The organism is Streptomyces sp. NPDC002994 (genome assembly GCF_040611155.1).
GTDB lineage: Bacteria > Actinomycetota > Actinomycetes > Streptomycetales > Streptomycetaceae > Streptomyces.
In genome coordinates, this window is record NZ_JBEXNQ010000002.1 from 79037 (window position 1) to 104156 (window position 25120).

At 71.5% G+C, this 25120-nt stretch carries 24 protein-coding genes and 5 tRNA genes; 10 read left to right on the forward strand and 19 right to left on the reverse strand.

Annotated features, from left to right (window positions below):
- Positions 1 to 2: 2 nt before the first annotated feature.
- The 3 genes from ABZX79_RS02305 to ABZX79_RS02315 are packed head-to-tail and all read right to left on the reverse strand — an operon-like array spanning position 3 to position 2788.
- Positions 3 to 842, reverse strand: a complete 840-nt coding sequence (locus ABZX79_RS02305) for a GNAT family N-acetyltransferase (RefSeq protein ID WP_355250268.1) — start codon at positions 840 to 842, stop codon at positions 3 to 5.
- A gap of 54 nt (positions 843 to 896) precedes the next feature.
- A complete protein-coding gene (locus ABZX79_RS02310) occupies positions 897 to 1727 on the reverse strand; it encodes an aminodeoxychorismate lyase (RefSeq protein WP_355250271.1) in 831 nt (276 codons plus the stop codon).
- Positions 1724 to 2788, reverse strand: coding sequence for a chorismate-binding protein (locus tag ABZX79_RS02315; RefSeq protein WP_355250274.1), 1065 nt, complete (start codon positions 2786 to 2788; stop codon positions 1724 to 1726). The genes ABZX79_RS02310 and ABZX79_RS02315 overlap by 4 nt, the downstream gene beginning before the upstream one ends.
- A gap of 144 nt (positions 2789 to 2932) precedes the next feature.
- On the opposite strand from ABZX79_RS02315, the gene ABZX79_RS02320 reads away from it, so the two are divergent.
- The 5 genes from ABZX79_RS02320 to ABZX79_RS02340 all read left to right on the forward strand — a co-directional run bounded on the left by ABZX79_RS02320 (position 2933) and on the right by ABZX79_RS02340 (position 3418).
- Positions 2933 to 3005 (forward strand) — tRNA-Gly (locus ABZX79_RS02320).
- Positions 3006 to 3045: 40 nt separating this feature from the next.
- A tRNA-Cys gene (locus tag ABZX79_RS02325) sits at positions 3046 to 3119 on the forward strand.
- Between the two features lies 1 nt (position 3120).
- Positions 3121 to 3192 (forward strand) — tRNA-Val (locus ABZX79_RS02330).
- 39 nt (positions 3193 to 3231) lie between these two features.
- Positions 3232 to 3303: transfer RNA gene (locus ABZX79_RS02335), tRNA-Val, on the forward strand.
- Positions 3304 to 3343: 40 nt separating this feature from the next.
- Positions 3344 to 3418 (forward strand) — tRNA-Val (locus tag ABZX79_RS02340).
- 53 nt (positions 3419 to 3471) lie between these two features.
- Here ABZX79_RS02340 and ABZX79_RS02345 read toward each other — a convergent pair.
- From ABZX79_RS02345 to ABZX79_RS02360, 4 genes are all read right to left on the reverse strand, one after another.
- Positions 3472 to 3762 carry a zf-TFIIB domain-containing protein gene (locus ABZX79_RS02345; protein WP_214976619.1) on the reverse strand — a complete coding sequence of 97 codons (291 nt, stop codon included), beginning with the start codon at positions 3760 to 3762 and terminating at the stop codon, positions 3472 to 3474.
- 68 nt (positions 3763 to 3830) lie between these two features.
- Positions 3831 to 4856 carry an aminoglycoside phosphotransferase family protein gene (locus ABZX79_RS02350; protein ID WP_355250278.1) on the reverse strand — a complete coding sequence of 342 codons (1026 nt, stop codon included), beginning with the start codon at positions 4854 to 4856 and terminating at the stop codon, positions 3831 to 3833.
- A 365-nt stretch (positions 4857 to 5221) separates the two neighbouring features.
- Positions 5222 to 5428 (reverse strand): hypothetical protein, encoded by a 207-nt coding sequence (locus ABZX79_RS02355; protein WP_215132187.1) that lies wholly within the window; start codon positions 5426 to 5428, stop codon positions 5222 to 5224.
- A 188-nt stretch (positions 5429 to 5616) separates the two neighbouring features.
- Complete coding sequence (locus ABZX79_RS02360; RefSeq protein ID WP_355250281.1) at positions 5617 to 5907, reverse strand: hypothetical protein; 291 nt, start codon at positions 5905 to 5907, stop codon at positions 5617 to 5619.
- 231 nt (positions 5908 to 6138) lie between these two features.
- Between ABZX79_RS02360 and ABZX79_RS02365 the strand changes: the two genes are divergently transcribed.
- Positions 6139 to 7416 (forward strand): serine/threonine-protein kinase, encoded by a 1278-nt coding sequence (locus tag ABZX79_RS02365; protein WP_355250284.1) that lies wholly within the window; start codon positions 6139 to 6141, stop codon positions 7414 to 7416.
- A gap of 18 nt (positions 7417 to 7434) precedes the next feature.
- Here the strand turns inward: ABZX79_RS02365 and ABZX79_RS02370 are convergent, their stop codons facing one another.
- The gene (locus tag ABZX79_RS02370; protein ID WP_355250287.1) at positions 7435 to 8247 is read right to left on the reverse strand and encodes an RNA methyltransferase; all 813 of its coding nucleotides are present in this window, start codon (positions 8245 to 8247) and stop codon (positions 7435 to 7437) included.
- Positions 8248 to 8378: 131 nt separating this feature from the next.
- A complete protein-coding gene (gene cobA / locus ABZX79_RS02375) occupies positions 8379 to 9629 on the reverse strand; it encodes a uroporphyrinogen-III C-methyltransferase (RefSeq protein WP_355250290.1) in 1251 nt (416 codons plus the stop codon).
- A 476-nt stretch (positions 9630 to 10105) separates the two neighbouring features.
- Here cobA and ABZX79_RS02380 point away from each other — a divergent pair, with 476 nt between their 5' ends.
- Positions 10106 to 10561: a hypothetical protein gene (locus ABZX79_RS02380; protein WP_355250293.1), complete on the forward strand. Its 456-nt coding sequence runs from the start codon at positions 10106 to 10108 to the stop codon at positions 10559 to 10561.
- Here the strand turns inward: ABZX79_RS02380 and ABZX79_RS02385 are convergent.
- Complete coding sequence (locus ABZX79_RS02385; protein WP_355250296.1) at positions 10533 to 11111, reverse strand: dihydrofolate reductase family protein; 579 nt, start codon at positions 11109 to 11111, stop codon at positions 10533 to 10535. The genes ABZX79_RS02380 and ABZX79_RS02385 overlap by 29 nt on opposite strands.
- Before the next feature lie 469 nt (positions 11112 to 11580).
- On the opposite strand from ABZX79_RS02385, the gene ABZX79_RS02390 reads away from it, so the two are divergent.
- Entirely contained in the window at positions 11581 to 12885 is a 1305-nt protein-coding gene (locus ABZX79_RS02390; protein ID WP_355250299.1) for an SUKH-4 family immunity protein, read from the forward strand.
- A 395-nt stretch (positions 12886 to 13280) separates the two neighbouring features.
- Here the strand turns inward: ABZX79_RS02390 and cobT are convergent, their stop codons facing one another.
- The 7 genes from cobT to ABZX79_RS02425 form a co-directional block, all read right to left on the reverse strand.
- Positions 13281 to 16697: a nicotinate-nucleotide--dimethylbenzimidazole phosphoribosyltransferase gene (gene cobT / locus ABZX79_RS02395; protein ID WP_355250302.1), complete on the reverse strand. Its 3417-nt coding sequence runs from the start codon at positions 16695 to 16697 to the stop codon at positions 13281 to 13283.
- A gap of 360 nt (positions 16698 to 17057) precedes the next feature.
- Positions 17058 to 18320: a precorrin-6y C5,15-methyltransferase (decarboxylating) subunit CbiE gene (gene cbiE, locus ABZX79_RS02400; protein WP_355250305.1), complete on the reverse strand. Its 1263-nt coding sequence runs from the start codon at positions 18318 to 18320 to the stop codon at positions 17058 to 17060.
- A gap of 79 nt (positions 18321 to 18399) precedes the next feature.
- Positions 18400 to 19047, reverse strand: a complete 648-nt coding sequence (locus ABZX79_RS02405; RefSeq protein ID WP_355250308.1) for a GNAT family N-acetyltransferase — start codon at positions 19045 to 19047, stop codon at positions 18400 to 18402.
- A 169-nt stretch (positions 19048 to 19216) separates the two neighbouring features.
- On the reverse strand, positions 19217 to 20080 hold the full coding sequence (locus ABZX79_RS02410) for a MetQ/NlpA family ABC transporter substrate-binding protein (RefSeq protein ID WP_355250311.1): 864 nt from the start codon (positions 20078 to 20080) through the stop codon (positions 19217 to 19219).
- 75 nt (positions 20081 to 20155) lie between these two features.
- Positions 20156 to 20827, reverse strand: coding sequence for a methionine ABC transporter permease (locus ABZX79_RS02415; protein ID WP_355250314.1), 672 nt, complete (start codon positions 20825 to 20827; stop codon positions 20156 to 20158).
- On the reverse strand, positions 20824 to 21885 hold the full coding sequence (locus ABZX79_RS02420) for an ATP-binding cassette domain-containing protein (protein WP_355250317.1): 1062 nt from the start codon (positions 21883 to 21885) through the stop codon (positions 20824 to 20826). The genes ABZX79_RS02415 and ABZX79_RS02420 overlap by 4 nt, the downstream gene beginning before the upstream one ends.
- A 391-nt stretch (positions 21886 to 22276) precedes the next feature.
- Positions 22277 to 22930 (reverse strand): HAD family hydrolase, encoded by a 654-nt coding sequence (locus ABZX79_RS02425; protein ID WP_355250320.1) that lies wholly within the window; start codon positions 22928 to 22930, stop codon positions 22277 to 22279.
- Positions 22931 to 22992: 62 nt separating this feature from the next.
- Between ABZX79_RS02425 and ABZX79_RS02430 the strand changes: the two genes are divergently transcribed.
- Together ABZX79_RS02430 and ABZX79_RS02435 are read left to right on the forward strand one after the other, a co-directional pair.
- Positions 22993 to 23352: a hypothetical protein gene (locus tag ABZX79_RS02430; protein ID WP_355250323.1), complete on the forward strand. Its 360-nt coding sequence runs from the start codon at positions 22993 to 22995 to the stop codon at positions 23350 to 23352.
- A 68-nt stretch (positions 23353 to 23420) separates the two neighbouring features.
- The gene (locus ABZX79_RS02435) at positions 23421 to 23762 is read left to right on the forward strand and encodes a hypothetical protein (RefSeq protein ID WP_355251017.1); all 342 of its coding nucleotides are present in this window, start codon (positions 23421 to 23423) and stop codon (positions 23760 to 23762) included.
- Between the two features lie 186 nt (positions 23763 to 23948).
- Here ABZX79_RS02435 and ABZX79_RS02440 read toward each other — a convergent pair whose 3' ends face one another.
- Entirely contained in the window at positions 23949 to 24455 is a 507-nt protein-coding gene (locus tag ABZX79_RS02440; RefSeq protein ID WP_355250326.1) for a GNAT family N-acetyltransferase, read from the reverse strand.
- A gap of 37 nt (positions 24456 to 24492) precedes the next feature.
- Positions 24493 to 25056 (reverse strand): sigma-70 family RNA polymerase sigma factor, encoded by a 564-nt coding sequence (locus tag ABZX79_RS02445; RefSeq protein WP_355250329.1) that lies wholly within the window; start codon positions 25054 to 25056, stop codon positions 24493 to 24495.
- Positions 25057 to 25120: the final 64 nt, after the last annotated feature.

The window sequence follows — 25120 nt, forward strand, 5'->3', positions numbered from 1 at the left end:
CCTCAGAGCAGCTGCTTGTAGAGGTGGTACGAAACCGGCTCGTAGCCGAGTGATTCGTACAGCCGAAGGGCCGGGGTGTTGTCCGCGAAGACGTTGAGGCCTATGCGCTCGGTCCCGGCCGCCAGTGCCTCGCGCTCGGCGAGCAGCAGCAGCGCGCGCCCGAGCCCCTGGCCCCGGCACTCCGCGGCGATCTCGACGTCGAAGACGTACGCACCGCTCTGGCCGGGGTGCGGGTGCCGCAGCGCCAGCCAGAGCGTGCCCACCACCTTGTCGTCCCGGACAAGGACGCCCAGGTAGGTGTCCGGGGTGGCGACTCCGTCGGCGAGCGCGACCGCGTGGTCGGCGTCGCACTTGGCCCGCGCCGCCTCCTCGGAGAGTCCGCGCTCGGACAGGGACCGGGCGTAACCCGCCTTGGTGTGGGCGAGCCAGGTCTCGAATTCGCTCTCGCTCATCGGCCTGCCCACGACGCCTTCGGGCAGCGCGGGAGGCCGCGCGGGCAAGGTCTTGATCATGTTGCGTCCGCGTTCGGCGTAGCCGAGCGCGGACGCCATGCGCAGCGCGGCCGCCGCCTCGGCCGGGACGGAGATCTCCACGCGGCGGCAGCCCCAGCCGCGCAGCACCTCCTCGGCCGCGAGCGCGGCGACCGTCGCTCTCCCGCGGCGCCGGTCGGCCTCGTCGATGCGCAGTCCGGCGACCCGGCCCACGGCGGTCCCCGAGCGGGGATCCGTGGACAGCTCGACGGCACCTACCGGGCGGCTGTTCACGCAGACTTCGTACGTACGCGACTTCGCGCCGTCGGCGCCTTGCTGAAGCGGCGCTGTGGGCCGCAGGGTTGTGGTCATCAGGGGAGTTGTACCCGCCGGACGGCCACCCGTCATCCCAAATATCCGGCGCTTTTACGGGTCCAGGTCCGACGCCGCCCGCTCGTCGAAGACGCGCATGGCCTTGGCCGTCACGGGGCCCGGCGCGCCCGGCAGTTGGCGCCCGTCGACCCGGTGCACCGCCTGCACGTCGCGCAGCGTGGAGGTCAGGAAGACCTCGTCGGCCCGCTCCAGCACGTCGAGCGGCAAGTCGGCCTCTTCGGCGCCCGTCCATTCGACGGCCAGGGCGCGCGTGATGCCGGCGAGACAGCCGGAGGAGACGGGCGGGGTGAGCAGCCGCCCTTCGAGCACGACGAAGACATTGGAGCCCGTGCCCTCGCAGAGCTGCCCGACGGTGTTCGCGAACAGCGCCTCGGAGGCGCCCTGTTCGCGGGCGCGGGCCAGTGCGACGACGTTCTCGGCGTACGACGTGGTCTTGAGCCCGGTGAGGGCGCCCCGCTCGTTGCGCGTCCAGGGGACGGTGATCACGGCGGTGCTGTCGGGGCGGCGGCCGGCCTCCCCGAGGGCGACGATCAGAGTGGGGCCGGTGTCCCCGCGCTCGGAGCCGAGCGGCGAGAGGCCGCCGGTGTAGGTGATCCGCAGCCGGCCGAGCTTCGCCATAAGGTGGGGATTGGCGTCCAGGACGGCGGCGCAGGCGCGGCGTACCTCGTCGAGGTCGGGCTCGGGCAGGCCGAGACCGCGCGCCGAGCGGGCCAGCCGGTCCAGGTGCCGGGTGAGGGCGAAGGTCCGTCCCGCGGTCGCCTTCACCGTCTCGAAGATGCCGTCGCCCACGGTCAGACCGTGATCGAGTACGGACACCCTGGCGGTCGCCGCATCCTGCAGCCCGCCGTCGACCCAAAGTTTCATGACGCGGTCCTTCCCGTCTCCCGGTACGTGCCCGACGCTACCGCGAGCAGCCGGGAGGCCTTCAGCTCGGTCTCTTCCCATTCGCGCCCGGGGTCGGAGCCCCAGGTGATGCCCGCGCCCGTACCGAACCTCAGGACCGGGCCGCCGGGGAGGGTGCGGTCGATCCAGAAGGTCCGTATGCCGACGGCCAGCTCGCCGGTGCCGCGATCCGCGTCCACCCAGCCGATGCCGCCGCAGTACGGGCCGCGCGGCGCGGTCTCCAGCGCCTCGATGATCGTGAGGGCGCTCGACTTGGGGGCGCCCGTCACCGAGCCGGGCGGGAACGTCGCGGCGAGCAGCGCGGCCCAGCCGGCGTCGGGGGCGAGCTCGGCGCGCACCGTGGAGACGAGGTGCACGAGGCCCGGGTGCGGCTCGACGACGCACAGCTGCGGAACGGTCACGGAGCCGGGGACCGCGACCCGCCCCAGGTCGTTGCGGACCAGGTCCACGATCATCACGTTCTCGGCGTGGTCCTTCTCCAGGAGGTCGCCGGCGGTCCGCCCGGTGCCCTTGATCGGCCCCGACTCGACGGTCCGCCCGTCGCGCCGGAGATAGAGCTCGGGGGAAGCGGTGGCTATCTCGACGCCGTGCGCGGGGAGCCGAATCGTTCCTGCGTACGGCGCCGGGTTTCCTTGGGCGAGCAGGGCGGTGAGCGCGTCGACGTCGGCGCGTGCGCCGGCGCGGTCGGGCAGCGGCGCGGTGAGGACGCGGCAGAGGTTGGCCTGGTACACCTCGCCGGCCGCGATGTGCTGACGGATGCGGCGTACGCCCGCTGTGTACGCGGCGCGGTCCATCGACGACGTCCAGTCACCGGCGGCGGGACCGTGCCAGGCGCCGGGCACCGGGGCGGGGACCGGCTCGGTGCGTACGTCGCCGAAGCGGGCACAGACGAGACGGCCCTCGAAGTCCGCGGTGACGGCCCAGAAGCCGGCGGAGTCGAGTGCGGCTGGGTCGCTGGTCACATCGCGCAGATCAGAGGCGACAAGGCCGCCGAAGCGGGCCAAAGGGGGAAGGTCGTGCACGGCCCCGAGTCTAGAGCGGACGGCGGTGACCTGCGCCGGGGCGGACGCACCGCAGCACGCTGCACAAACGCGTTTTTGTACTGGCCCCGGAATCCGCTAGAGTTCAACACGTCGCCGGGACACGGAACGCCCCGGGTAAGACAAGCGGACGTGGCTCAGTTGGTAGAGCATCACCTTGCCAAGGTGAGGGTCGCGAGTTCGAATCTCGTCGTCCGCTCGGTGTGGGGGATCTTCCCGACCCCCTGTCATGCACTCCTGGTGGAGTGGCCGAGAGGCGAGGCAACGGCCTGCAAAGCCGTCTACACGGGTTCAAATCCCGTCTCCACCTCCAAGGACGATTAGCTCAGCGGGAGAGCGCTTCCCTGACACGGAAGAGGTCACTGGTTCAATCCCAGTATCGTCCACTGGATCCCCGGCTGTACTTTGACCGGGGTGTCCGTCCCGCGCGATTAGCTCAGCGGGAGAGCGCTTCCCTGACACGGAAGAGGTCACTGGTTCAATCCCAGTATCGCGCACGCAGTTAGCAGGAACGTAGGAACGCAGCATGATCAGCCCGCGCGATTAGCTCAGCGGGAGAGCGCTTCCCTGACACGGAAGAGGTCACTGGTTCAATCCCAGTATCGCGCACCACCCGCAAGCAGCCCCGGCCGTGATTCACGGCCGGGGCTGCTTCGTGTTCATGGTCAGGACGAGAAGAGCATCCGGCCGAAGCCCTTCTGGCGGTGGCCGCCGTGGTGGCCACCGTGGTGACCGTGCTGCGGGGCGCCCCAGGCGGGGGCGGGAGCGGCCGGGTAGGGCTGCTGCGGGGCCGGGGGCGGAGGCGGGGCCTGCTGGGTCCATTGTGACTCCAGGCGGGTCAGCGACTCCAGCTCGCCGTAGTCGAGAAAGATCCCGCGGCAACCACTGCACTGCTCGATCTGGACACCATTGCGGTTGTACGTGTGCATGGGTGCATGGCACTTGGGGCACTGCATGGTCGGGTCAACTCCTCGCCGTCGGTTCGGCATCGCCGGAATGCATGCCCGGCGACGGTCCGTTCACCCTACGACGTGGCTCCGGACTCCAACTCGGCCGGTAGAGCCACGATTCGGGCGCAGGCCTCGATCATCATCTCCTCCACCTCGTCCAGCGGCCGGTTCTCGGCGGCGGACTTGGCGAGGGCCAGGGCGGCGGTCTGGACGGTCAGCGCGCGGGCGGGTACGTCGAGTTGGGGCCACGGATCGCCGCCGTCCGGGCACACGGCCGTACCGCCCGCCGCCCGGTACGTACCGAGGAAGCGGTCCCATATGTCCGGTGCGAGCAGGCCGGCGGCGTACCAGGCCGCGGGGCGGGCCAGGTCCCAGGCGGGGTCGCCGACGCCCATGTCGTCCACGTCGATCAGCAGCCAGTGGCCTTCGGCGGCGGCGTGGGGTGGGTGACGGACGAGCTGGCCGAGGTGGAGGTCGCCGTGGCAGAGCGCCGCGCGGTCGTGGGGGGACGGGGCTTCCCCTCGGGCCCAGGCGGGGAGGCGGGTCCAGGCGCGGAGCACGGTGGGGGCGGCGGGGTGAGGTTCTGCCGCCTGCATACGTGCGAGGGCGCGGGCGGCCTTCGCGGGGCCGCGCATGGGCGGGAGCGGCGCGGGGAGTTGGAGCGCGCCGGGGGCGACCCCGTGCAGCCGGGCGAGGAGGGTTGCGGCGTCCTCCCAGGGGGCGGCGTCGGGATCCTCCGGGTCGACGGGGGTTCCGTACGGCCACAGGGTGAGCGGCCGGCCGTGCAGCACGGTGACGCGGGCGTCCCCTTTCGCGGCCGGCACGGGCAGGGGTGACAGGAGGATTCCGGTGAGGAGTGGGTGTGCGGCGGTGGCGACGCGGGCGGTGAGGGCGCCGAGGTCCGTGTCGGGGGCGTGGGACTTGGCGACCACGTCACCGTGGCGTACGACCGTGCCGTCCGGCCTGTCGGCCAGGATGTGGGGGCGTGCGCAGGGGCAGGGGGTGGGTGTTGCGCTGCGCGGAGGGCGAGGTGCGGGCCGGCGTGCGGCGTCGTGTGCGGCGGCGCTCAGCGCTCGCGCTACAGATACGGATACGGTCACGGTCCCCCCGGAGCGTGTGGTGCGGTCGGTGCCGCCCGGGAGCCTACGCGCTGCGCTGGGCTTCTTCCCCACCCCGCCCCTTCCCGAACTGGGGCAAGCCCCAGGCCCCGGACCACACAGACGCCCTTCGGGCGTGTCCTCAAACGCCGGACGGGCTGAAAATTCAGCCCGTCCGGCGTTTGAGGAGCGGGGTCCGGGGCGGAGCCCCGGTTACGTGCTGCCGCCCGGGGCGGGAAAAGGCGTTGCCCGGACAGCTCCCCAGCTGTCCGGGCAAACGCAGTCGTCCGCCGCACCCCCGTCCCCACGGGGTATTGAAATGGCCGGATGTCCTGGACCGGTCCGCTCTACCGGGCCGTGGGCGCCGCTCAGCGCCCGAGCATCACGCCCACGGACGACGCTTGTGTGACCACTGCTTCCCAGCCTCCGAAGAGGACGACGAGCAGCGCCGCGAGGGGAAGAGCCATGGCCGTCGCCACCAGGGGGTGGCGCGTGCCTGACGGACGGTTGCCGAACGAGGCGAATGCCCTGCGTCCCTGCGTACGGATCATCGTTCGTGATGCCGTGTCCGCCATGGCCCCTCTCCTTTCGTTGTTGGCAGCGGCGGGTGTCTGACCTCGGGGGACGAGTGCTCCACCCGCCGCTTGACTTCAACATTAGGGGCCCGTCAGGACCGGGTCGTCATGCCCGCGTACTGATTGCCGGGCCTCCCGGAGGATGAGCGACAGCCCTGCGGCGTACTCCCCAGGGTGGAGAGAGCGCCCTACGTCTTGGGGTCTTCCCGGAGGGGACGCCGCCTCGTCGCGCCTTCGGAGTGTTCGGCGTGCTCTGAGGCGTCCTCCCTGGGGACCGGCTGTTCGACCAGGGCGAGCACCCTGGTCGCCATGAAGCGCGCGGTGCGCACCACGGAGCCGCTGCGGGTGACTTCGCTCACTTCCACCACTCCCCTGCGGACCGCCGTTTCCACCCGTCGGCCTGCCCGGGAGGCCACCACCTCGTACGTACGGGTGGTGTCTCCCGCGTCTACCACTATCTCCACGCGATCGCCCTTCATTGATCCAATCCCCCTTCTGCGACGGACCATTGAGATCTCGCACGGGCCGGAGGCGACGGATCGGCCGCCCCCTGACCACTCTTCAAGCTTCCCACCCGGCACTGACAATCGATCGATTCGCGAGGGCGCGGCCTATGAGCACACCGGGCCGCAGGTACGTAAGCTGTGCGACGTCGGACGGACCGGTCAGCAGCGGGGTGGGGGAGGCCTCACCAGAGGTAGGGGACGGACATGGCGATGATGCGGCTCCGGCGCGAGGACCCGCGTGTCGTCGGCTCGTTCAGGCTTCACCGGCGGCTCGGGGCGGGTGGCATGGGAGTCGTCTATCTGGGCTCCGACCGGCGCGGCCAGCGCGTCGCCCTTAAGGTGATCCGGCCGGACCTGGCGGAGGATCAGGAGTTCAGGTCGCGCTTCGCGCGCGAGGTGTCCGCCGCACGGCGGATCCGCGGCGGGTGTACGGCGCGGCTGGTGGCGGCCGATCTGGAGGCGGACCGGCCGTGGTTCGCGACTCAGTACGTTCCGGGACCGTCGCTGCACGACAAGGTGGTCGACGAGGGGCCGCTGGTCGCCTCGGAGGTGGCCTCGATCGGGGCGGCGCTGTCCGAGGGGCTGGTGGCTGTGCACGAGGCGGGTGTTGTCCACCGCGATCTGAAGCCCTCCAATATCCTGCTGTCGCCCAAGGGACCTCGGATCATCGACTTCGGCATCGCCTGGGCGACCGGGGCGAGCACCCTCACCCATGTCGGTACGGCGGTCGGCTCCCCCGGCTTCCTCGCGCCCGAGCAGGTGCGCGGGGCGGCGGTCACGCCGGCCACGGACGTGTTCGCGCTGGGGGCCACTCTGGCGTACGCGGCCACCGCCGACTCCCCCTTCGGCCAGGGCAGTTCCGAGGTCATGCTGTACCGCGTGGTGCATGAGGAGCCGCAGTTGTACGGCGTGCCCGACGCGCTCGCGCCGCTGGTGCGGGCCTGCCTCGCCAAGGACCCGGAGGAGCGGCCCAGCACGCTTCAGCTGTCCATGCGGCTCAAGGAGATCGCGGCGCGGGAGGCCCAGGGGGTCAGCGAGGCCAGGCCTTCCGCTCCCCGCGGCGATCATGAGCGGCCCACCGGGCGGCTCTCGGAGCGGTACATCGAGCAGTACGTCGAGCAGTACGTCGAACCGGACGCGCGGGGGCGCGCGCCGGGTACGCCCGCGCCGCGCGCTCAGGCCCCGCGCGCCTCGACCGCGCGAACGGGTTCACGCCCTCCGGGCGCGCGCAACACGACACGTTCCGGCGGCCGTACGAACGGGCGTCCCGCGACGAGACCGGGGACCAGGACGACGTCGACCGGGCGGCGTCCGGCGAACCCGAGGCTGCTGCGACAGCGCCTCGTCGTCTTCGTCGTGGTGACGCTGCTGGTGGCGCTGGGGATCGCGGCGGCGCAGGGGTGTCAGGGCCCGGCCAGGAGTCTCGGCGTATCGCTCGAGGTGGACGGGCGGCCGGCCCCGGAGGTCCCGCGGCCCCTGTGAGCCGCAGCCGCTCCGGGGTCAGGCCGGCCGTACTCGCGTCGCGTAGAACGCGACGGCAGAGGCGGCGGCCACGTTGAGCGAGTCGACTCCGGCGCCCATCGGGATGCGGACGTGCTCGTCGGCCGCCATCAGTGCCTCGGGCGTGAGCCCCACCCCTTCGGTGCCGAAGATGAGGGCCAGCTTCTCGTGCTGCCGCTGGACGAGCTCGTCGAGGGTGATCGACTGCTCGCTCAGGCAGAGCGCGGCGGACGTGAATCCCGCGGACCGCAGGAGCTCGACGTCCTTCGGCCAGGAGTCCAGCCTGGTCCACGGAACCTGGAAGACGGCTCCCATCGAGACCTTCACCGACCTCCTGTAGAAGGGGTCGGCACAACGCGGGCTGAGCAGGATCGCGTCGATCCCGAGGGCTGCCGCGTTGCGGAAGGCGGCCCCGAGGTTGGCGTGGTCGACGATGTCTTCGAACACCGCGACCCGGCTGCTTCCGCTGAGCAGGTCCTCGGCGGCCGGGAGCGGCTTGCGCTGCATCGAGGCGAGGGCGCCGCGGTGGACGTGGTAACCGGTGACGCGTTCGGCGAGGTCCGGGCTCACGGCGTACACCGGGGCCGGGACCTCGTCGATCACGTCGCGCATGACGTCCAGCCACTTGGCGGACAGCAGCATCGACCGCATCTCGTAACCGGCGTGCCTGGCACGCCTGATGACCTTCTCGCCCTCGGCGATGAACAGGCCCTCGGCGGGTTCGAGTTTGCGCCGGAGTTCGACGTCGGTCAGGCCCGCGTAGTCGCTCAGACGCGGGTCGTCGGGGTCGTCGATGGTGATGAGGTCGGCCACAGGGTGATACTGCCTTGTCGTGGGTGGGGTGCCAATGGGTGGGCGGCGGGGTCGGGTTACCCGGGGTTACCGTTTCGCCCCGCCTGCCTCGGTTGCTTCGCGCGGTTGCTTCGCGCGATTACTTCGCTCGGTTACTTCGCGCGGTTCGGGCCTACGGTGACCACCTCGCCGATGACGATGACCGCCGGCGGGCGTACGTCCTCGGTCCTGGCCTTCTCGGCAACGGTCGCGAGCGTCGCGTCCACGCGGCGCTGGGCCGCCATCGTGCCCTCCTGGATGATCGCCACGGGCGTCTCGGGCGAGCGGCCGTACGCCGTCAGGGCTTCGGCGATCGCGCCGATCCGCTCGACGGCCATGAGGAGTACGAGCGTGCCGCGCAGGCCCGCGACCGCCTTCCAGTCGACGAGGGAGCGCGAGTCCTCGGGAGCGACGTGGCCGCTGATCACCGTGAACTCGTGCGCCACTCCCCGGTGGGTCACGGGGATTCCGGCCGCGCCCGGGACGCTGATGGAGCTGGAGATGCCGGGGACCACGGTGCACGGGATGCCGGCCTCGGCGAGGGCTTGCGCCTCCTCCATGCCCCGGCCGAAGACGAACGGGTCGCCGCCCTTGAGGCGTACGACCGCCTTGCCGGCCTTCGCGTGCTCGATGAGCGCGTTGTTGATGGCCTCCTGGGCCATGAAGCGGCCGTACGGGATCTTCGCGGCGTCGATCACCTCGACGTGCGGCGGGAGTTCGTCGAGGAGGTCGCGCGGGCCGAGGCGGTCGGCGATGACGACGTCCGCCTCGGCGAGGAGGCGGCGGCCGCGGACCGTGATCAGGTCCGGGTCGCCGGGGCCGCCGCCGACGAGGGCGACGCCGGGGGTGCGGGTGCGGTGGTGCGGGGCGACGAGGGTCCCGTCGCGCAGGCCCTCGACGATGGCGTCGCGTACGGCGGCGGTGCGGCGGGGGTCCGGGCCTCCGCTGGTGAGGACGGCGACGGTCACACCCTCGGAGCGGCCGGTGGCCGGGGTCCAGGCGGTGGCGGCCTCGGCGTCGTCGGAACGGACGCACCAGGTGCGGGTACGTTCGGCTTCGGCGGAGGCGGCGGTGTTGGCGGCGGTGTCGCTGGACGCGACCAGGGCGTACCAGGCGTCGGCCAGGTCTCCGTCGGCGTACGGTCGGCGCTCCCACCGGATCTCGCCCGCTTCTGCCATCGCCTCGACGGAGGGGGTGGCGGTCGGCGATACGAGGACGATGTCGGCGCCGGTCGCGATGAGTGCGGGGAGGCGTCGCTGGGCGACCTGGCCGCCGCCGATGACGACTACGCGCCGGCCGGCGAGGCGGAGTCCGACGGGGTAGGCGGGGTGGGGGTCGCTTGCGGCGGCGTTCGACGCGGTCATGGCGTGCGGCTCCTCGGGGCGGGGAGGTGGGTGCGGCGGCTCGGGGCCTTGCGCCGCTGCGACGGTGAAGCGGCTGGTGGGGGCGGGGGCGGGCCCCAGCGAATACCTTACGGGCCGGGGGCGAGGAGGTCACCGGCGGCCGGAAGCGGTAGCGAGCGCGGAGCGCGCCCGCCCCCGGCGATATCCGGCCCGCCCGCTGCTCGACGACCGCGATCCGGGGCGCCGGAACCTCAGCCTCCCCTGGCCGCACCCAGCCCGCCAGCCGCTCGAAGACCGGCATCCGGGGCGCGTCGGGAGCCCCAGCGCCCGCCCGGCGCTTGAGGACCGGGGTCTGGGTCGTCACAGCCCCCGTCTCCGCCCCTGGCCGCACCCCCCTTTTCCGTCCCCGGGCCACACCCGGCCCGCCCGGCGCTTGAAGATCGGGGCCTTGCGGCCGGCCCCTGTCCACCCCTGGCCTCATTCAGCTCGTCCGGCGCTTGAGGACCGGGGCCCGGGGCCGGCTGTCCGCGCGCGTGGTCGGGTCCGCCCTGGAACAGCTCGCCGCCGAAGGGCTGGTGACCCTCCGCGACGGCTACCCCCTCTACAGCGTCGTCACGATGGCCCTGACCGAGCGCGCCTACCGGCTGATGCGGACCGTGATCCACCGAAGCTGCGAGCGGTTCATGACCCGTGATGAGATCGCCCGGACGTTCGAGATCGGTACCAAGGAAGCGGCGGCCGGGGTCGGCCGGCTGGTTACCGAAGGGCTGCTGACGGGGCCGCGCGGGCAGTACGTCAACGAGTTCAGCCCGGAGCAGCAGCGCCGGCGCGTCCGGCAAGGGTCGGCGTTGGCGTGCCGGTCAGCGGGAACATCCGGTCAGGTCCGGCTGCTTGGCGGGGTGGGGTGCGGGTGCATGGATGGACTCAGACATGCAGGGTGGGCCGGTAGATGAGCTCTTGGATGTGGCCGTCGAGGGTCCGGCGCTCGATCAGCTCGAGGTCGAAGTCGGCCGCACCCTGGAAAATCGGGTCCAGCCCGGTCTGACCGGTGATCACAGGGAAGAGCGTCACCTGGACGCGGTCGACCAGACCGGCGGCCATCAGCGCCCGGTTCATCGACAGGCTCCCGTGCGAGCGCAGCGGTACCTCGGACTCCTCCTTGAGCCGAGCGACGACGTCGACGGCATCGCCGCTCACGACGTTCGCATCCGGCCAATCGAGGGATCCTTTTAGCGTGGTCGACACCACCGTTGCCGGCAGGCTCCTCATCCGTGTGACCCATGGGTCACGCACCTCGGACCCCTCGGTGCTCGAGGCCAGCATCCGCGCGAACGCCCGATACGTGTTGGCCCCGAAGATCATCCGCTGCTCCTCGCTGTACAGGGCGAGGCGGTGGTCGAGGAGCTCGGGGCCTTGCTTGCCCCAGTAACCGGTCCAGTTGCCGCTGGCGGCGCCGAAGCCGTCGAGGCTGGAAAAGACGTCGAATGTGTAGGTAGCGGTCATGATGCTCTCCTCGAGTGCGGTTGATCGCGTGTCGGGGATACAGACTGGAACCAACAGCGAAACTCATCGCCCTTGGACTCCTGGAGTCCGACCGCCCCGGATGCGGCCCAGGGGCTTGACCACGGCCAAGAAGGTGGAAGGTCAGTGTGTGCCCCTCCGGCGTGAAGATGAGGACGTAGTCCTCTCCGACTCCGAGGGCCACCTCCCGCAGGCGGTCCAGGACGACTGCCTCGGTGGGAAGGTCTAGGAAGCTCTCCAGCGCAGCGCCCGAGGCAAGGTGGACTTCCTCGACATGGGCGGGCGGGACGAGCGGAACCGGGGGATGCCGGCCTTCGGTGAGCGCTGCCCTGAGCAAGATCGCTGCTGTGGGTTGTTTGTACCGGATCCCAGATGGTGAGTCTGCTTTCGTCACCACCCCACATCCCGGGTGACTGGGTGGGGTGTCGGTGGTGGCTGACAGGATGGCCGCATGAGTGAGGAGCTGGACGACATACTGGCCGACCCCGCACGGCTGTTGACCGCTGATCGCACGGCGGTGCGCGACCACATCGCCGCTGCGAATGGCGCGGAGAGCGTGGGGCGAGAGGTCTTCCTGCAGGCCGAAGCGATCTTCGGCGACGCGGACGTGGCGCCCGCCGAGTTCGCCTCCTGGCTGCACTTCGCGGCGAAGGCGACCGGCCACGAGGAGTACGCCGAGCGGATCGCGACGGCCGAGCCGAGGATGCCGTGGCGAACGGTGTGGGCCTGGTGGCGGCCGGCCAACTGGTTCATGGCCCACCCGAGTCTGAACGGCGACTATTACCAGGTCCACCGCCGCATGTACGAGGGCCGCGAGCTCGTGGAGGTGGTCGACCACCGCGGTCCGCTCTGGCTCGACGCGGAGACGGGCCGGAGGGTGAAGGTCAGGGACGACGGAACGCTGACAGAAGCGCCCTGGTCAACGGAGGTGCTTGATGCGCCCGAGCTGGGCAACTGGGAGCTGATGGCGCCGGAGAGCTGGGAAGGCGCCGTCGCGTTCGCCGCCGAGGGCGGCAGGATCCGCCATCTTGTCGAGAACACGCACGGCATAGCGGTGCTCGAGACAGACGCTGAGGTGCTGCGGGACTGGCCGCGTGGCTGGATCGACCCCACGTCGTCCGAAGAGCCGCCGCTGGGACCGGAACCGGCGCAGCGGCGGCCGACGGGTCCGCTCAGCGCGGCCCGGGTCGACGACGCCTTTGGGGAGCGGCACGTGGTTCGCATACCCGAGAGCGAACTGCCCGAGGGGCTCGAACACCCTGGAAGCAGACGGCACTTGCGGGACATCGGCCTGCCCACGTGGTGGGTGTGCCACGGGGCCGAGTACGAGGCCCGCTCGTCCGACGCCATGCGACCCCCGGCCGACGGCGCCCTGTCCGAGGACGGCCTGCCCAGCGGTATGGCCGCCGCGGACCTGATCGCCTTCGGCATGTGCGACTACGGCGACCTGTATCTGCACCGCCACGACGGGTCCGTGCACATCTGGAGCCGACTGGACGGGCCGACGGACCGGACGCTGGTGTCGCTCGCGCCAGACCTCGATGTCTTCACTCGCATCCTCGAGGCCGTCTACCGCTACAGCAACGCCTGCTGGCACCCCTATACGGTGGAGGAGGACCAGGAGGCCGTGGCGCGGGTGTTCCTGGATGAGATGGACAAGCTGGCCCCGGGCCTGTTCGACCCGAAGACGCCCAGCGGCATGGTGTGGGGCTGGCTCTACGCAGGCATCACCGAAGTGGGCGTGGATGGCTTCTAGCGCCTTCCAGCGACTTACGCCGCCACGTCGGGGCCGTGCCCGTCCGGTGCTTGAGGACCTGGGGCTGGGCCCATCTCCAGTCCTGGCCGTATTCAGCCCGTCCGGCGATTGAGGACCGGGGCTGGGGCCGGCCCCGGTTACGGGAAGGGGCGGGGTGGGGAAAAGTGCTCCGCCCGGGGCGCGTTCGCTCTGCCACCCCTGGGGGGTCGGTGCCGCGTCGGGGCGTCTCCTCGGGTGCCGAACGTTCGGGCACTGGGGACGTTCGGGCGCGTTGCGTTCGACACCCTGCGGGGAGCGCCCCGACACGGCCCCTCCTGGCACCGTGGCCGTGTCGGGGCAGCCCTGCTCACCCCCGCCGCAGCCCGCGGCGGGGGTGCGGGAGCGCAGCCGGGCGGCTACTTTTCGGTTACTCCGGCGGAGTCGAACGTAGCCACCTCGTGCATCGCCCTTGCCGCGCTCTGGACCACCGGCAGTGCCAGCAGCGCGCCCGTGCCCTCGCCGAGGCGGAGGTCCAGGTCGACCAGGGGGCGCAGGCCCAGCTTGTTGAGGGCGGCCACATGGCCCGGTTCCGCGCTGCGGTGGCCCGCGATGCAGGCCGCGAGTGCCTCGGGGGCGATCGCCCGGGCTACCAGCGCCGCCGCTCCCGCGCTCACCCCGTCCAGGATGACCGGTGTGCGCAGGGACGCTCCGCCCAGCAGGAAGCCGACCAACGCCGCGTGCTCCAGGCCGCCGACCGCCGCCAGGACGCCGATCGGGTCCGCCGGGTCCGGCTGGTGGAGATCCAGGGCGCGGCGTACGACGTCTACCTTGCGGGCGTGCATCTCGTCGTTGATGCCCGTACCGCGGCCGGTGATCTCGGCCGGGTCCTGGCCTGTGTAGACGGCGATGAGAGCGGCCGAGACGGTGGTGTTGGCGATGCCCATCTCACCGGTGATCAGCGCCTTGTTGCCCGCCGCCACCAGATCGCGCGCCGTTTCGATGCCCACCTCGATCGCGGCGAGCACCTCCTCGTGGGTGAGGGCCTGCCCCGTCGTGAAGTCGGCCGTGCCCGCGCGCACCTTGCGGGGCAACAGGCCCGGAGTGGAGGGCAGTTCGCCTGCCACGCCGACGTCCACTACGCAGACCTCCGCGCCGACCTGGCTCGCGAAGGCGTTGCAGACCGCGCCGCCGCCGAGGATGTTCGCGACCATCTGCGAGGTCACTTCCTGAGGCCAGGCCGTGACGCCCTGCGCGTGTACGCCGTGGTCACCCGCGAAGATCGCGACCGCCGCCGGCTCGGGGATCGGGGGCGGGCACATCCGGGACAGTCCGCTCAGCTGCGCGGAGATGATCTCCAGCATGCCGAGCGCGCCGGCCGGCTTCGTCATGCGCTTCTGGCGTTCCCACGCCTCGCCGAGCGCCTTGGCGTCGAGGGGGCGGATGTTGGAGACGGTCTCCTGGAGGAGGTCGTGCGGCTCCTCGCCCGGCAGGGCGCGGCGGCCGTACGTCTCCTCGTGGACGACCCAGGAGAGGGGGCGGCGCTTGGACCAGCCCGCCTGCATCAGCTCGGGTTCTTCTGGGAACTCGTCGACGTAGCCTACGCAGAGGTACGCGACCACTTCGAGGTGCTCGGGCAGGCCCAGGGCGCGGACCATCTCCCGCTCGTCGAAGAAGCTGACCCAGCCGACGCCCAGTCCTTCGGCGCGGGCCGCGAGCCAGAGGTTCTCGACCGCGAGGGCGGAGGAGTACGGCGCCATCTGCGGCTGCGTGTGGCGGCCGAGGGTGTGGCGGCCGCCGCGGGTCGGGTCGGCGGTGACGACGATGTTCACCGGAGTGTCGAGGATGGCCTCGATCTTCAGTTCCTTGAACTGCTTCGCCCGGCCCTTGGGCAGCGACTTGGCGTACGCGTCACGCTGGCGGACGGCGAGTTCGTGCATCGTCCGGCGGGTCTCGGCGGAGCGGATGACCACGAAGTCCCAGGGCTGGGAGTGGCCGACGCTCGGCGCGGTGTGCGCGGCTTCCAGGACGCGCAGGAGGACCTCGTGCGGGATGGGGTCGCTGCGGAACCCGTTGCGGATGTCGCGGCGCTCGCGCATCACGCGCAGGACCGCTTCGCGCTCGGCGTCGTCATAGGCCGGGGCGCGGGCGGTTTCGGTCGCGACGACCACGGGTTCGGGCTCGGGTACGGGTTCGGGCTCGGGAGCCGCTTCTGGCTGGGGGGCCTCGGCGGCTGCTGCGGGCTCGGCCTCCGGGGCCTGCTGCACCGGCAGTTCCGCCGCACCGTCGCGCGGGGCGGGAACGGTCACGGAGACCGGGGCAGCGGCCTCGGCCACGGTGTCGGTGGCGGGCTCGGCGAGCTGCTCCGGGACAGGGTCCGGCTCGGGAGCGGGCTCGGGTTCCGGGGCGGGCTCCGGCTCTACGACTGCGGCGGCCGGTTCGGCCACGGGCTCTTCCGGGGCCGCGACCGCTACGGGCTCCGGTTCCGGCGCCGGGGTCTCGGCGGGCTCCGGAAGGGCTTCGGGCATGGGGGCGGGCGCGGGTGCCGCCTCCGCTTCCGGCGCCGCCTGGGGCTCGGGCGCTTCTGCGGCAACTGCGACCGGTTCCGGCAGCGGCTCGGGCTCCGGCTCGGCGGCCGGCTCTTCCGCCGGCGCCGGGGCCAGGTGCGGCGCGGTCGGGAGAGAGCCCTCGACCGGGACGAACTGGCCGACGGGCTGCGACTCCTGAGGCGGCAGGGGTGTTGGGTGCTGCTGGGGCTCGGGCGCAGGCTGGAGCTCGGGCGCTGGCTGGGGCTCGGGGTGTTGTGGTTCCGACTGCTCCGGCTCCGGCTCGACGGCCACCGGCTCCGGGGGTTCGGCCGCTACGCTCACTGCCTCCTCCGCGATCGGCGCAGGCGCCGGAGCAGGCTCAGCCGGGAGCTCCGGCTCGGGGACAGCCTGAGGCTGCGGTTCCGGAGTTATAGCCTCCGGAACGACCGTTTCTGCAGCGGTCTCCTGAGGAGCCTGCGACTGCTGAGGCTCAGGCCACGACATGGCAGCCTGTGACGGGATCGCGCCGAGCTGCGGCCCGGGCAGCGCAGCCACCTCGTCGCTCGGAATGTCCAGGTACTCGGGGCCGGTGACCACCGGGCTCGGCTGCCGTACGGGCACCGGATTCTGCGGCGGCATCGCCACACCGCCGGCGCCACTCGCGGGCCCCCGGTCGGCCAGCGAGCGTACGACACCACCTGACGCCTCCGGCATCGGCGGGCCGAGGTGCAGCGGGCGGCGTGCCGGGGGCGGCGTGTGGGCCGCGGCGGGCGCCGGCTGCGGAGTGCGTACGACGCTGAGGTCCAAGGAACCGGAATCGCGGCCACCGGCCTCGTGCGCGCCGGGCTCCCCCGTCTCAGCCTGCGGCTGAGGCAGCGGCTGTGCCTGCGCCTGCGGCTGGGCCGGCTCAGGCGCTTGCGGGACAGAGGCCAGATGTCGCTCGGGAGCCTCTGCCGCCTGGTGTACCTGGTCTGCCGACTGCGTCTGCGGCATCGCCTGCGGCACCTCGGACATCTGCTCGGGCAGCTGCGTCTGCGCCGCCTCGGGAGCCTGAAGCGCGTGCTGCGGCTGCTGCTGTGGCTGCGCCTGCGGCTGCGGCATTTCACTTATCTGCTGCGGCGCCGGCACGACCTGAGGGTCGCTCCACGCGCCCTGCGCGCCCGGCATCAGCAGCAGGTCGTCGTCCTCGGCAGCGCTCTCGGAGGGTTCGAGGAAGGTGTACGCGCCCGGAGCTGAGATACCCGGCTGCGCCACCATGCCTGCGTCCTCCGGCAGTCCCTCGCCCGGGACCCGGCCGGTGTCAGTCATGCGTACCCCTCGCCCATCGCTTGTGCTCCTTCGGCCCTTCGCACGGGACGCCCGCTCGCGGCACGTTCGGCACCCGTCAAAACAACAACGAGCGTCCCCGTCACGCGGCACGAAAGCCCCGCGGACACCATGCATTCTCGCGGCCGTTCGCCGCCAGGGCAGGAAGTCCCGCCACGGCCCGCTGTGGGCTACGCCACGTTGCGCGGCCCCCCGGCTGCGCCGTACCACATAGAGCGCCAAAACGGGCCCCGTTTCCGGACATTGGCGAACGAAGCGCCGAACGCCCGGCTGCGGTACAACGATCGGCCAGCCTACCCCGCGCCGTGCAGCGGCATGGTCACGGGGCGCGATCCGTACCGCTCACCGAGACGCTTCGCGCCGCTCCTGTACGCCGGAGAGCAGGAAGACCACCGAGCGGTCGCGCTCCGACCAGGCGCCGGTGTCGAGTTCGACGGACTGGAGCAGCGCGCATTCGACGGTGTAGCCGCCCTCGGCGAGCGCCCGGCCGATCGCCTCGGCCTCGTCGCGCGTGGACGCGTGCGTCACGATCCGCTCGGGCCTGCGGTCCGCGCACGCGGATACGACGGGCACTCCCCCGCCCCCGATGCGTACGACATCGGGCTCGGGCAGGTCCTCCAGGATGTATGGCGCCCGCCCGTGCACGACATGCAGCTGTACGCCGAAACGCCGTGCGGCGGCCGCCGTACGGTCGCACGCGTCCAGGTCGGCGTCGACGGCGATGACGGCGGCGCCGAACCTGGCCGCCTCGACGGCGAGCGCCCCGCTGCCCGCGCCGATGTCCCAGACGAGGTCGCCCGTACGCGGCCCGAGGCGGGCCAGCTGGGCGGCCCGCAGGCCGGTGGACTCGCCCTCCCCGAGCGCGTCGAGCCCGTCGCCGTACTCCCGCGCGGGCAGCGCCCAGCCCCGTACGGCGGGCGGATAGCCGGGATCGCGGCCGCCGATCCAGCCGCCGCCCGGACCGCCCGGGCCGGTGCCGGAGGCGGGGGTGGCGGGTCCGCCGCTGCCCCCGATGACTATGACGACATTGGGGTCGCGCCAGGCGTGGTCGGCGGCCTTGTCGGAAGTAAGGACGGTGACCTGCTCGCGGGCCGTGCCCAGTTCCTCGCAGATGACGAAGGTGCGGTGCACTCCTTCGAGGAGGAGCGCGAGCTCGGCGGGCCCGGCGCCCGGGGAGGTGAGCACGGCGACCTTGGTGTGCGCCCGGCACACATTGACGGCCCGGCGCAGCGTGCGGCGGTGGGCGACGACGATCTGGGCGTCGTCCCAGGGCATCCCGGCGCGGGCGAACGCGGTGGCCACCGAGGAGACGGCGGGTACCACTTCGACTTCCAGGCCGTGCTGGGGCGCGCGGAGCGTCCGTACGACGCCGAAGAAGCCGGGGTCTCCGTCGGCGAGGACGACGGCGGTGCCCCGGTGCCCGGCGATGCGGCGGGCGGCGAGGTCGACGCTGCCGAGGCGGATGCGCTCGGCGCCCGGCGGCACTTCGGGGAGCGCCAGGTGGTGTGCGGCGCCCGCGACGAGCGTCGCGGCCGCGAGGGCGGACCTGGCCGCAGCGGTGAGCGGCGATCCGTCCCAGCCGATCACCGTGACCCGGTCGGCCATCCTGTCAGTCTCCTGGAGTTGTCGCTGGTTGGTGCGGTGACAGTACCTGGTACAGACCAGGACGGACCCGGGCGGGCGGTCAGTTCCAGTCGTTGTACGAGCCGTAGCCGCCGGCGTCGGCCATCCGGTCGGCGACGCCTTCCAGATCCTCGGGCAGCAGGCTCCATACGATCAAGTCGGTGCGGATGTCGGTCCAGCCGCCGTCCGTGCCGTTCTCGGTCCGTGTACGCGCTATCCAGGCGTTGCGCAGCACACCCTCGCTGATACAGCCGATCTTCTGCGCGACCTGCTGCGACGCGGTGTTGTCGGCGGCGGTGCGCAGTTCCAGGCGCTCGAACCGCAGGTCGCGGAAGATCCACTGGGCGACGGCGAGCACCGCCTCGGTGGCGTAGCCCTCGCCGCGCGCCCACGGGGCCGTCACATAGGCGACCTCGGTGGCACGGGTGCGCCAGTCGGTGTGCTGGAGGTGAACGGTCCCGACGAGCCGCTGGGTGAGGAACTCGGTGACGGCGAGTGCGATCCCGCGGCCCTGGGTGCGCTCCGCAGGAGCGATCCTGCGGACCCAGCGCTCGGCATCGCGCGTGGTGTACGGGTGGGGAGCCGACGTCCAGGCGGTGACCATCTCGTCCTTCATCATCTCGGTGAGCGCCGGGATGTCCGATTCGTCGAAGGGCCGCAGCACCAGCCGGTCCGTGCTGATGGAGATGTCCGGGAAGGTGGTAGTCATGCTCAGCTCCATGCCGTGGACCGTCGTAAAGGACGTAAAGGCTAAAGGCACAGCATGCAGCATCATCCCCGCCGTGCGCATGGTCGGGTGGCGGGCTCCCGGGCACGCGAAGGCCCCGCGCGGCCGGTGCGGGCCGGCGGGGCCTCGGCTCACAAGGACCGTACGGGCGTCAGGACTTGACGGCGCCGAAGGCCGGCACGATCGAGCCGTCGTACTTGTCCTCGATGAACTTCTTGACCTCGGCGGAGTTGAGGAGCTCGGCGAGCTTCTGCACGCGCGCGTCCTTCTCGTTGCCCTTCTTGACCGCGAGGAAGTTGGCGTACGGGTTGCCTTCGGCCTTCTCGATCGCCAGCGAGTCCTTGGCGGGCTCGAGGTCGGCCTCGATGGCGTAGTTGCCGTTGATGACCGCCGCGTCGACGTCGTTCAGGGCGCGGGGCAGCGTGGCCGCCTCCAGCTCCTTGAACTCAAGGCCCTTCTTGTCCTTGATGTCGGTCAGCTTGGCGTCCTGGCCCGCGCCGTCCTTCAGCGTGATGAGGCCGTTGTCGGCGAGCAGCTTGAGCGCGCGGCCCTCGTTGGTGGTGTCGTTGGGCACCGCCACCGTCTGGCCGGGCTTGATGTCCTTGATGTCCTTGGCCTTCTTGGAGAAGAGGGCCAGCGGCTCGAGGTGGACATTGGCGACGGGCACGATGGTCGTGCCCTTCTTCTTGTTGAAGTCGTCGAGGTACGGCTTGTGCTGGAAGAAGTTGGCGTCGACCTCACCGCTCTGGGTGGCGGTGTTCGGCAGGACGTAGTCCGTGAACTCCTTCACTTCGAGCTTCAGGCCGGCCTTCGCCGCCAGGTTGTCCTTGACGTAGCCCAGTATGTCGGCGTGCGGCGTCGGGGACGCGGCGACGACGAGCGCCTTGGAGGCGTCGGCCTTGCCGCCGGACTCGGTCTTGGCACCCGGGTCGGAGGCGGTGCCGCAGGCGCCGAGGCCGAGGGCGAGGGCGGCGGAGGCGGCGGCAGCCGCGGTGATCTTGATGTTCTTATGCACGAAAAGTGCCTCTTTCTGGTGTTGCGGTGGTGGTCGCCCGGACAAGGAGTGCGGGCTTCTTGGGGAGAGGAAGAACTAGGAGGCGGTACGTCCGCGACGGGCCAGCAGCCGGATCGCGCCGTCGCCGATGAGCTGCACGACGGTCACGATCGCGATCAGGACGACGACGGTGACCAGCATGAACTCGGTCTCGAAGCGCTGGTATCCGTACGTGACCGCCTTGCTGCCGAGGCCTTCGCCGCCGACCGCGCCCGCCATCGCCGAGTAGCCGACGAGCACGATCACGGTGGTGGTGACGGCGGAGATCAGGGACGGCAGCGACTGCGGGAGCAGCACCTTGAAGACGACGGTCGGTACGCCGCCGCCCATCGCCTGGACCGCCTCCACCAGGCCGTGGTCGACCTCGCGGATCGCGGTCTCGACGAGCCGGGCGAAGAAGGGGATGGCGCCTATGGCGAGCGGCACGATCATCGCGCTGGGGCCGATGAACGTACCCACGACCAGCGTCGTGAAGGGGATCAGTGCGATCAGCAGGATGATGAACGGCAGCGACCGGCCGATGTTCACGATCACGCCGATGACCTTGTTGACGGCCACGTTCTGGAGCAGCCCGCCCTTGTCCGTGAGGACGAGCAGGATGCCGAGCGGCAGGCCGCCGATGACCGAGACGACGGTGGACCACAGCACCATGTAGAGGGTGTCGATGGTTCCCTGCGTCAGCAGCGGCTGCATCTCCGACCAGTTCACTTGGCACCTTCCTTGACCAGCGCGGGGGCCTGGGCGGGGATCTCTACGGGCACGTCCTCGTCGACGACTTCGACCTGAAGCCCCTGCTCGCGCAGGAAGCCGACCGGGACGACGTTCTCCTCGTACCGTCCGGGCAGCTCGATGCGCATCCGGCCGATCTGGTTGCCGCCGACGGTGTCCATCGCGGCGCCCAGGATCGAGATGTCGATGTTGTACGTACGGGAGAGCTGGGAGATCACCGGCTGCGTCGCGGCCTCACCGTGGAAGGTGACGTCGATGACGGTGCGGCCGGGGCCCGATGCCTGGCCGCCCACCGGGAAGAGCTCATGAGCCAGCTCGGATCCCGGCGTCGCCAGGAGTTCGCTCACCGTGCCGGACTCGATGATGCGGCCCTTCTTCATCAGCGCGGCCGAGTCGCAGATCGTCTTGACGACGTCCATCTCGTGCGTGATGAGCAGGACGGTCAGGCCGAGCTGCTGGTTGAGGTCGCGAAGGAGCTGGAGGATCGAGCGGGTGGTCTCGGGGTCGAGCGCCGAGGTGGCCTCGTCGGAGAGCAGCACCTTGGGGTCGCCGGCCAGGGCGCGGGCGATGCCGACGCGCTGCTTCTGGCCGCCGGAGAGCTGGGCGGGGTAGGCCTTGGCCTTGTCGGCGAGGCCGACGAGGTCGAGCAGTTCGAGCGCCTTGCGGGAGCGTGCCTGCCCGGATACGCCGAGGATTTCCAGCGGCAGCTCGACGTTGTCCTGCACCGTGCGCGAGGAGAGGAGGTTGAAGTGCTGGAAGACCATGCCGATGCGGCTGCGCGCCTCGCGCAGCCCCTTGCCTGCGCGGCGGCCTCGGCCGGCGAGTGCGGTGAGGTCCTGGCCGTCGACGGTGACCGTGCCGGCGGTGGGGCGCTCCAGCAGGTTGACGCAGCGAATGAGGGAGGACTTCCCGGCGCCGCTCTGGCCGATGACTCCGTACACCTCGCCCTCACGGACATGCAGGTCGACGCCGTCCAGGGCGGTGACTTCGCGGCCACGCGATGGATAGACCTTGGTGAGGCCCGTAGTGGTGATCACAGGGTTTCCGTCACTGTCGAGTGCGCGGCGAAGGTGTCCGCCGGGCACGGGGCATTCGTCTTGTGGACGTGGCACGGCTGGGTCGGTGGGTACCGGAGGCAACGCGTGCGCGGGGCAGGCGGGCCCGGTCCTTCGAGTACGGACGCACTCGGGTGGACGCGGGGCGCGGCTGTCGGGTCTCGCTTCGGGGCGCGAGGCTCAGGCAGGGGCCCTCAGAAGGCGCACATTCGACACATACAACGAGCACCGGGCGTCATCGTCGCCTCGGTCGCAAGGGTGCGGCTGCTCGTCGTGGTCATGCGACGAGTAAACCAGACGTGCGTACGCATCGATCTACCGTGTCCGAATAGCGGACACTTCTGTCTCGCCGGCGGACCCCTGTCGGTCGCGGTCAGTCCGCGACAACGATCTCCAAGCCGTCGTGCGTGGCCTGCGCCGACACCGCCGAGAGGTCGTTCACGACGATGTCCGCGACCAGCTCCGAGCGGTCGTGGGTTGTGGCCAGCGCCACGGTTTTCATGCCGGCCGCGCGGCCGGCCTGGAGCCCGGCGGGAGCGTCCTCGAAGACCACGCAGCGCGCCGGGTCGACGCCCAGGCTGCGGGCCGCCAGGAGGTAGGGCTCAGGGTCGGGCTTGCCGCGCGTGATGTCGTCCGCGGCGATCATCACCTTGGGGCGGATGCCGACCTCGGCCAGGCGGGCCTCGCCGAGCCTGCGGGTGGCGGAGGTGACGACGGCCCAGCGGTCGGCGGGCAGGCTCGCGAGCAGTTCGGCGGTACCGGGGAGCAGCACGGCACCCCCGGGCCGGGTCACGTCCTCGACCTCGAGCTGTTCGATACGGACCACCGCGCCCGGCACCAGATCCGCGGGCAGCAGATCCGCGGCGATCTCGGCGGCGGGGCGCCCGTGCAGCTCTACGGCCGCGAATTCCTCCGCCGATATGCCGTACTCCGCCGCCCAGCGGGTCCAGCAGCGGATCACCGACTCCAGGGAGGAGAGGAGCGTTCCGTCGTTGTCGAACAGGAGGGCTTGGGCGTGGATCTTCATGGGGAACGACCCTACGCCCACCCGTTGTCGCGGACGTAAACGGCCGTAATACGCTCGTCGTCATGCTTGACGCCCTGACGGTCACGGTCTCCGTGGCCGCGCTCGTACTCGCCGCGTGGTGCGGTTACGCCGCCTACCGCGACCAGCCCACCAAGGACTGGCACTTCATCGGCATGGCCGTGGTGACCGTGCTCGCGCTCGCCCAGGTGGTGGTCGGCGTCGTGCAGCTGGCACGCGGCGAGAAGCCGCACGACGGTGCGGTGATCTTCGTTTCGTACCTCGTCGGGGCGCTCGCGGCGGTGCCCGCGGCCGGCTTCCTCTCGCTGGCGGAACGGACTCGCTGGGGTTCGGTGACGGTCGCGACCGGCGCGGTCGTGCTGGCCGTGCTCGAAGTCCGGCTTCACGACATCTGGGGAGGCTGACGGTGAGTGAGTCTGCCACTCGGCTGGTGAAGGGGCCGGGGCTGCTGCTGGTGTGGCTGTACGGCGTCATGTCGGTCGGCGCGGTTTCCCGGTCGATCTACCAGATCGCCACGGAGTACGACCGGGCTCCGCTGGCGTACTCGCTGTCGGGCGTGGCCGCGGTGGTGTACGCGTTCATCACGTACACGCTGGTACGGGGCGGGGAGGCGGCTCGGCGGGCGGCGCTGGTGTGCTGTGCGGCGGAGCTGGTGGGGGTGCTGGTGGTGGGGACGTGGACGGTGATCGAGCCGTCGGCGTTTCCGGACGCCACGGTGTGGTCGGGGTTCGGGATGGGTTACCTGTTCATCCCGGTGCTGCTGCCGGTCACTGGTGTGGTGTGGTTGCGTAAGGCGGGGCGGCGGCGCGGCTAGGACGGCGCCTGCGGCGGGCTTTCCCCCACCCCGCCCCTTCCCGAACTGGGGCAAGCCCCCAGCCCCCAGACAACACAGACGCGGGCTGGGATATGCTGCCGCACCCCTCCAGCCCCTCCGGCGTTTGAGGAGCGGGGTCTGGGGCGGAGCCCCACGCGGCAGAGCCGCCCGCAGGGCCCCCGTCCGCTACGCGCTCGCCGCGTACGCCTCCGCCGGCACCGTCTCCTTCTGGAGGGTTACCAGCGCGAAGCCAGGGGCGATCTGCTCCGTGGCGACCGGGGCGTAACCGTGGCTCCGGTAGAGGCGCAGATTTCCCTCGCTCCGGTGCCCCGTGAAGAGCTGGAAGCGCTTCGCCGCCGGCTCCCCCGCGAAGTGCTCCTCTATCGCGTCGAGCAGCCGCCCCCCGAGCCCGTGCCGCTGCATCCGGGGATGCACGATGAGCTTGGCGATCCTCGCGGTCCCCGCCTCGTCGACCGCCGCGCGCACCGACGCGACCACCTCGTCCCCGAGCCGCGCCACCAGCGCGTGGCCGCGCGCGAGTTCGGCACGCAGGTCGTCGAGGCTCTGGGTGAGCGGCTCGATGCTGTAGTCGCCGTACAGCTCAGCCTCGCTCTGGTAGCACAGGTACTGCAATTTCAGGATCTGCTCGGCATCCTGCGCCGTTGCCGCTGAGATGGTCACGCTCATGCCCATGTGTGCATGCCTCCCGCTCGCCTGATACGCCGGTTGCTTATCGCTCCTTTCCCCTTTGCCCAGGAGCTGCAACCTCCGCCGCCAGCATTCTGCGCAGGCATCCCAGGCAACGGGAACGCATGGGCCCCAAACTGCCTTGTGACATTCCCAACGCCCCTGCGATTTCCCGGTACGTGGGATCAGTGGGCGACAGCATCGCGTCCAGCAGCCGTGGACACCTGCCGGGCAGCCTGCGCACCGCCGCGCGCAGCACGCGCCGCCGCTCGGCGCTCAGCGCGGCGCGTTCCGGGCAGGCGGTGTCCGTCGTCGCGGCCGGCGGGGCGGGGTAGGGCAGTTCGCGGCGCGTCGCGCGCCGGGCCAGGTTCGCCTCGGTCCGTACGGCGTGCAGCAGCCAGCCCGCCGGGTCGGGCGGCGGGCCGGACCCGTCGAGGAGCTCGAGAAGGCGTAGCCATACGGCCTGTTCGAGATCGCCGGGCTCCACTCCCCCGCCCGCGGCCTCGGCCACGGCTTCGGCGGCGAGCAGGGGGCGCAGCGTACTGAACAGGGTGTACGACGTGGGCGGGGTGGCCCTGGGCGGGGCGGCAGGTACGGGGTAGGTCATGCCAGGCGGGACGTGGCGCCGGCGGTCGGCGGTTGCCGCGCGGCGCCACAGTCACCCGTCCGTG

What these genes read in the sequence shown, in the direction of transcription:
- ABZX79_RS02360 (WP_355250281.1), bottom strand. Translation starts at nt 5,907, where the DNA reads ATGAAGGGCGATCGCGTGGAGATAGTGGTAGACGCGGGAGACACCACC.
- ABZX79_RS02440 (WP_355250326.1), bottom strand. Translation starts at nt 24,455, where the DNA reads ATGGGCATGAGCGTGACCATCTCAGCGGCAACGGCGCAGGATGCCGAG.
- ABZX79_RS02405 (WP_355250308.1), bottom strand. Translation starts at nt 19,047, where the DNA reads ATGACTACCACCTTCCCGGACATCTCCATCAGCACGGACCGGCTGGTG.
- ABZX79_RS02435 (WP_355251017.1), top strand. Translation starts at nt 23,421, where the DNA reads ATGTCGGTCGGCGCGGTTTCCCGGTCGATCTACCAGATCGCCACGGAG.
- ABZX79_RS02425 (WP_355250320.1), bottom strand. Translation starts at nt 22,930, where the DNA reads ATGAAGATCCACGCCCAAGCCCTCCTGTTCGACAACGACGGAACGCTC.
- ABZX79_RS02345 (WP_214976619.1), bottom strand. Translation starts at nt 3,762, where the DNA reads ATGCAGTGCCCCAAGTGCCATGCACCCATGCACACGTACAACCGCAAT.
- ABZX79_RS02310 (WP_355250271.1), bottom strand. Translation starts at nt 1,727, where the DNA reads ATGAAACTTTGGGTCGACGGCGGGCTGCAGGATGCGGCGACCGCCAGG.
- ABZX79_RS02305 (WP_355250268.1), bottom strand. Translation starts at nt 842, where the DNA reads ATGACCACAACCCTGCGGCCCACAGCGCCGCTTCAGCAAGGCGCCGAC.
- ABZX79_RS02390 (WP_355250299.1), top strand. Translation starts at nt 11,581, where the DNA reads ATGAGTGAGGAGCTGGACGACATACTGGCCGACCCCGCACGGCTGTTG.
- ABZX79_RS02430 (WP_355250323.1), top strand. Translation starts at nt 22,993, where the DNA reads ATGCTTGACGCCCTGACGGTCACGGTCTCCGTGGCCGCGCTCGTACTC.
- cobT (WP_355250302.1), bottom strand. Translation starts at nt 16,697, where the DNA reads ATGACTGACACCGGCCGGGTCCCGGGCGAGGGACTGCCGGAGGACGCA.
- ABZX79_RS02445 (WP_355250329.1), bottom strand. Translation starts at nt 25,056, where the DNA reads ATGACCTACCCCGTACCTGCCGCCCCGCCCAGGGCCACCCCGCCCACG.
- ABZX79_RS02355 (WP_215132187.1), bottom strand. Translation starts at nt 5,428, where the DNA reads ATGGCGGACACGGCATCACGAACGATGATCCGTACGCAGGGACGCAGG.
- cobA (WP_355250290.1), bottom strand. Translation starts at nt 9,629, where the DNA reads ATGACCGCGTCGAACGCCGCCGCAAGCGACCCCCACCCCGCCTACCCC.
- ABZX79_RS02365 (WP_355250284.1), top strand. Translation starts at nt 6,139, where the DNA reads ATGGCGATGATGCGGCTCCGGCGCGAGGACCCGCGTGTCGTCGGCTCG.
- ABZX79_RS02385 (WP_355250296.1), bottom strand. Translation starts at nt 11,111, where the DNA reads ATGACCGCTACCTACACATTCGACGTCTTTTCCAGCCTCGACGGCTTC.
- cbiE (WP_355250305.1), bottom strand. Translation starts at nt 18,320, where the DNA reads ATGGCCGACCGGGTCACGGTGATCGGCTGGGACGGATCGCCGCTCACC.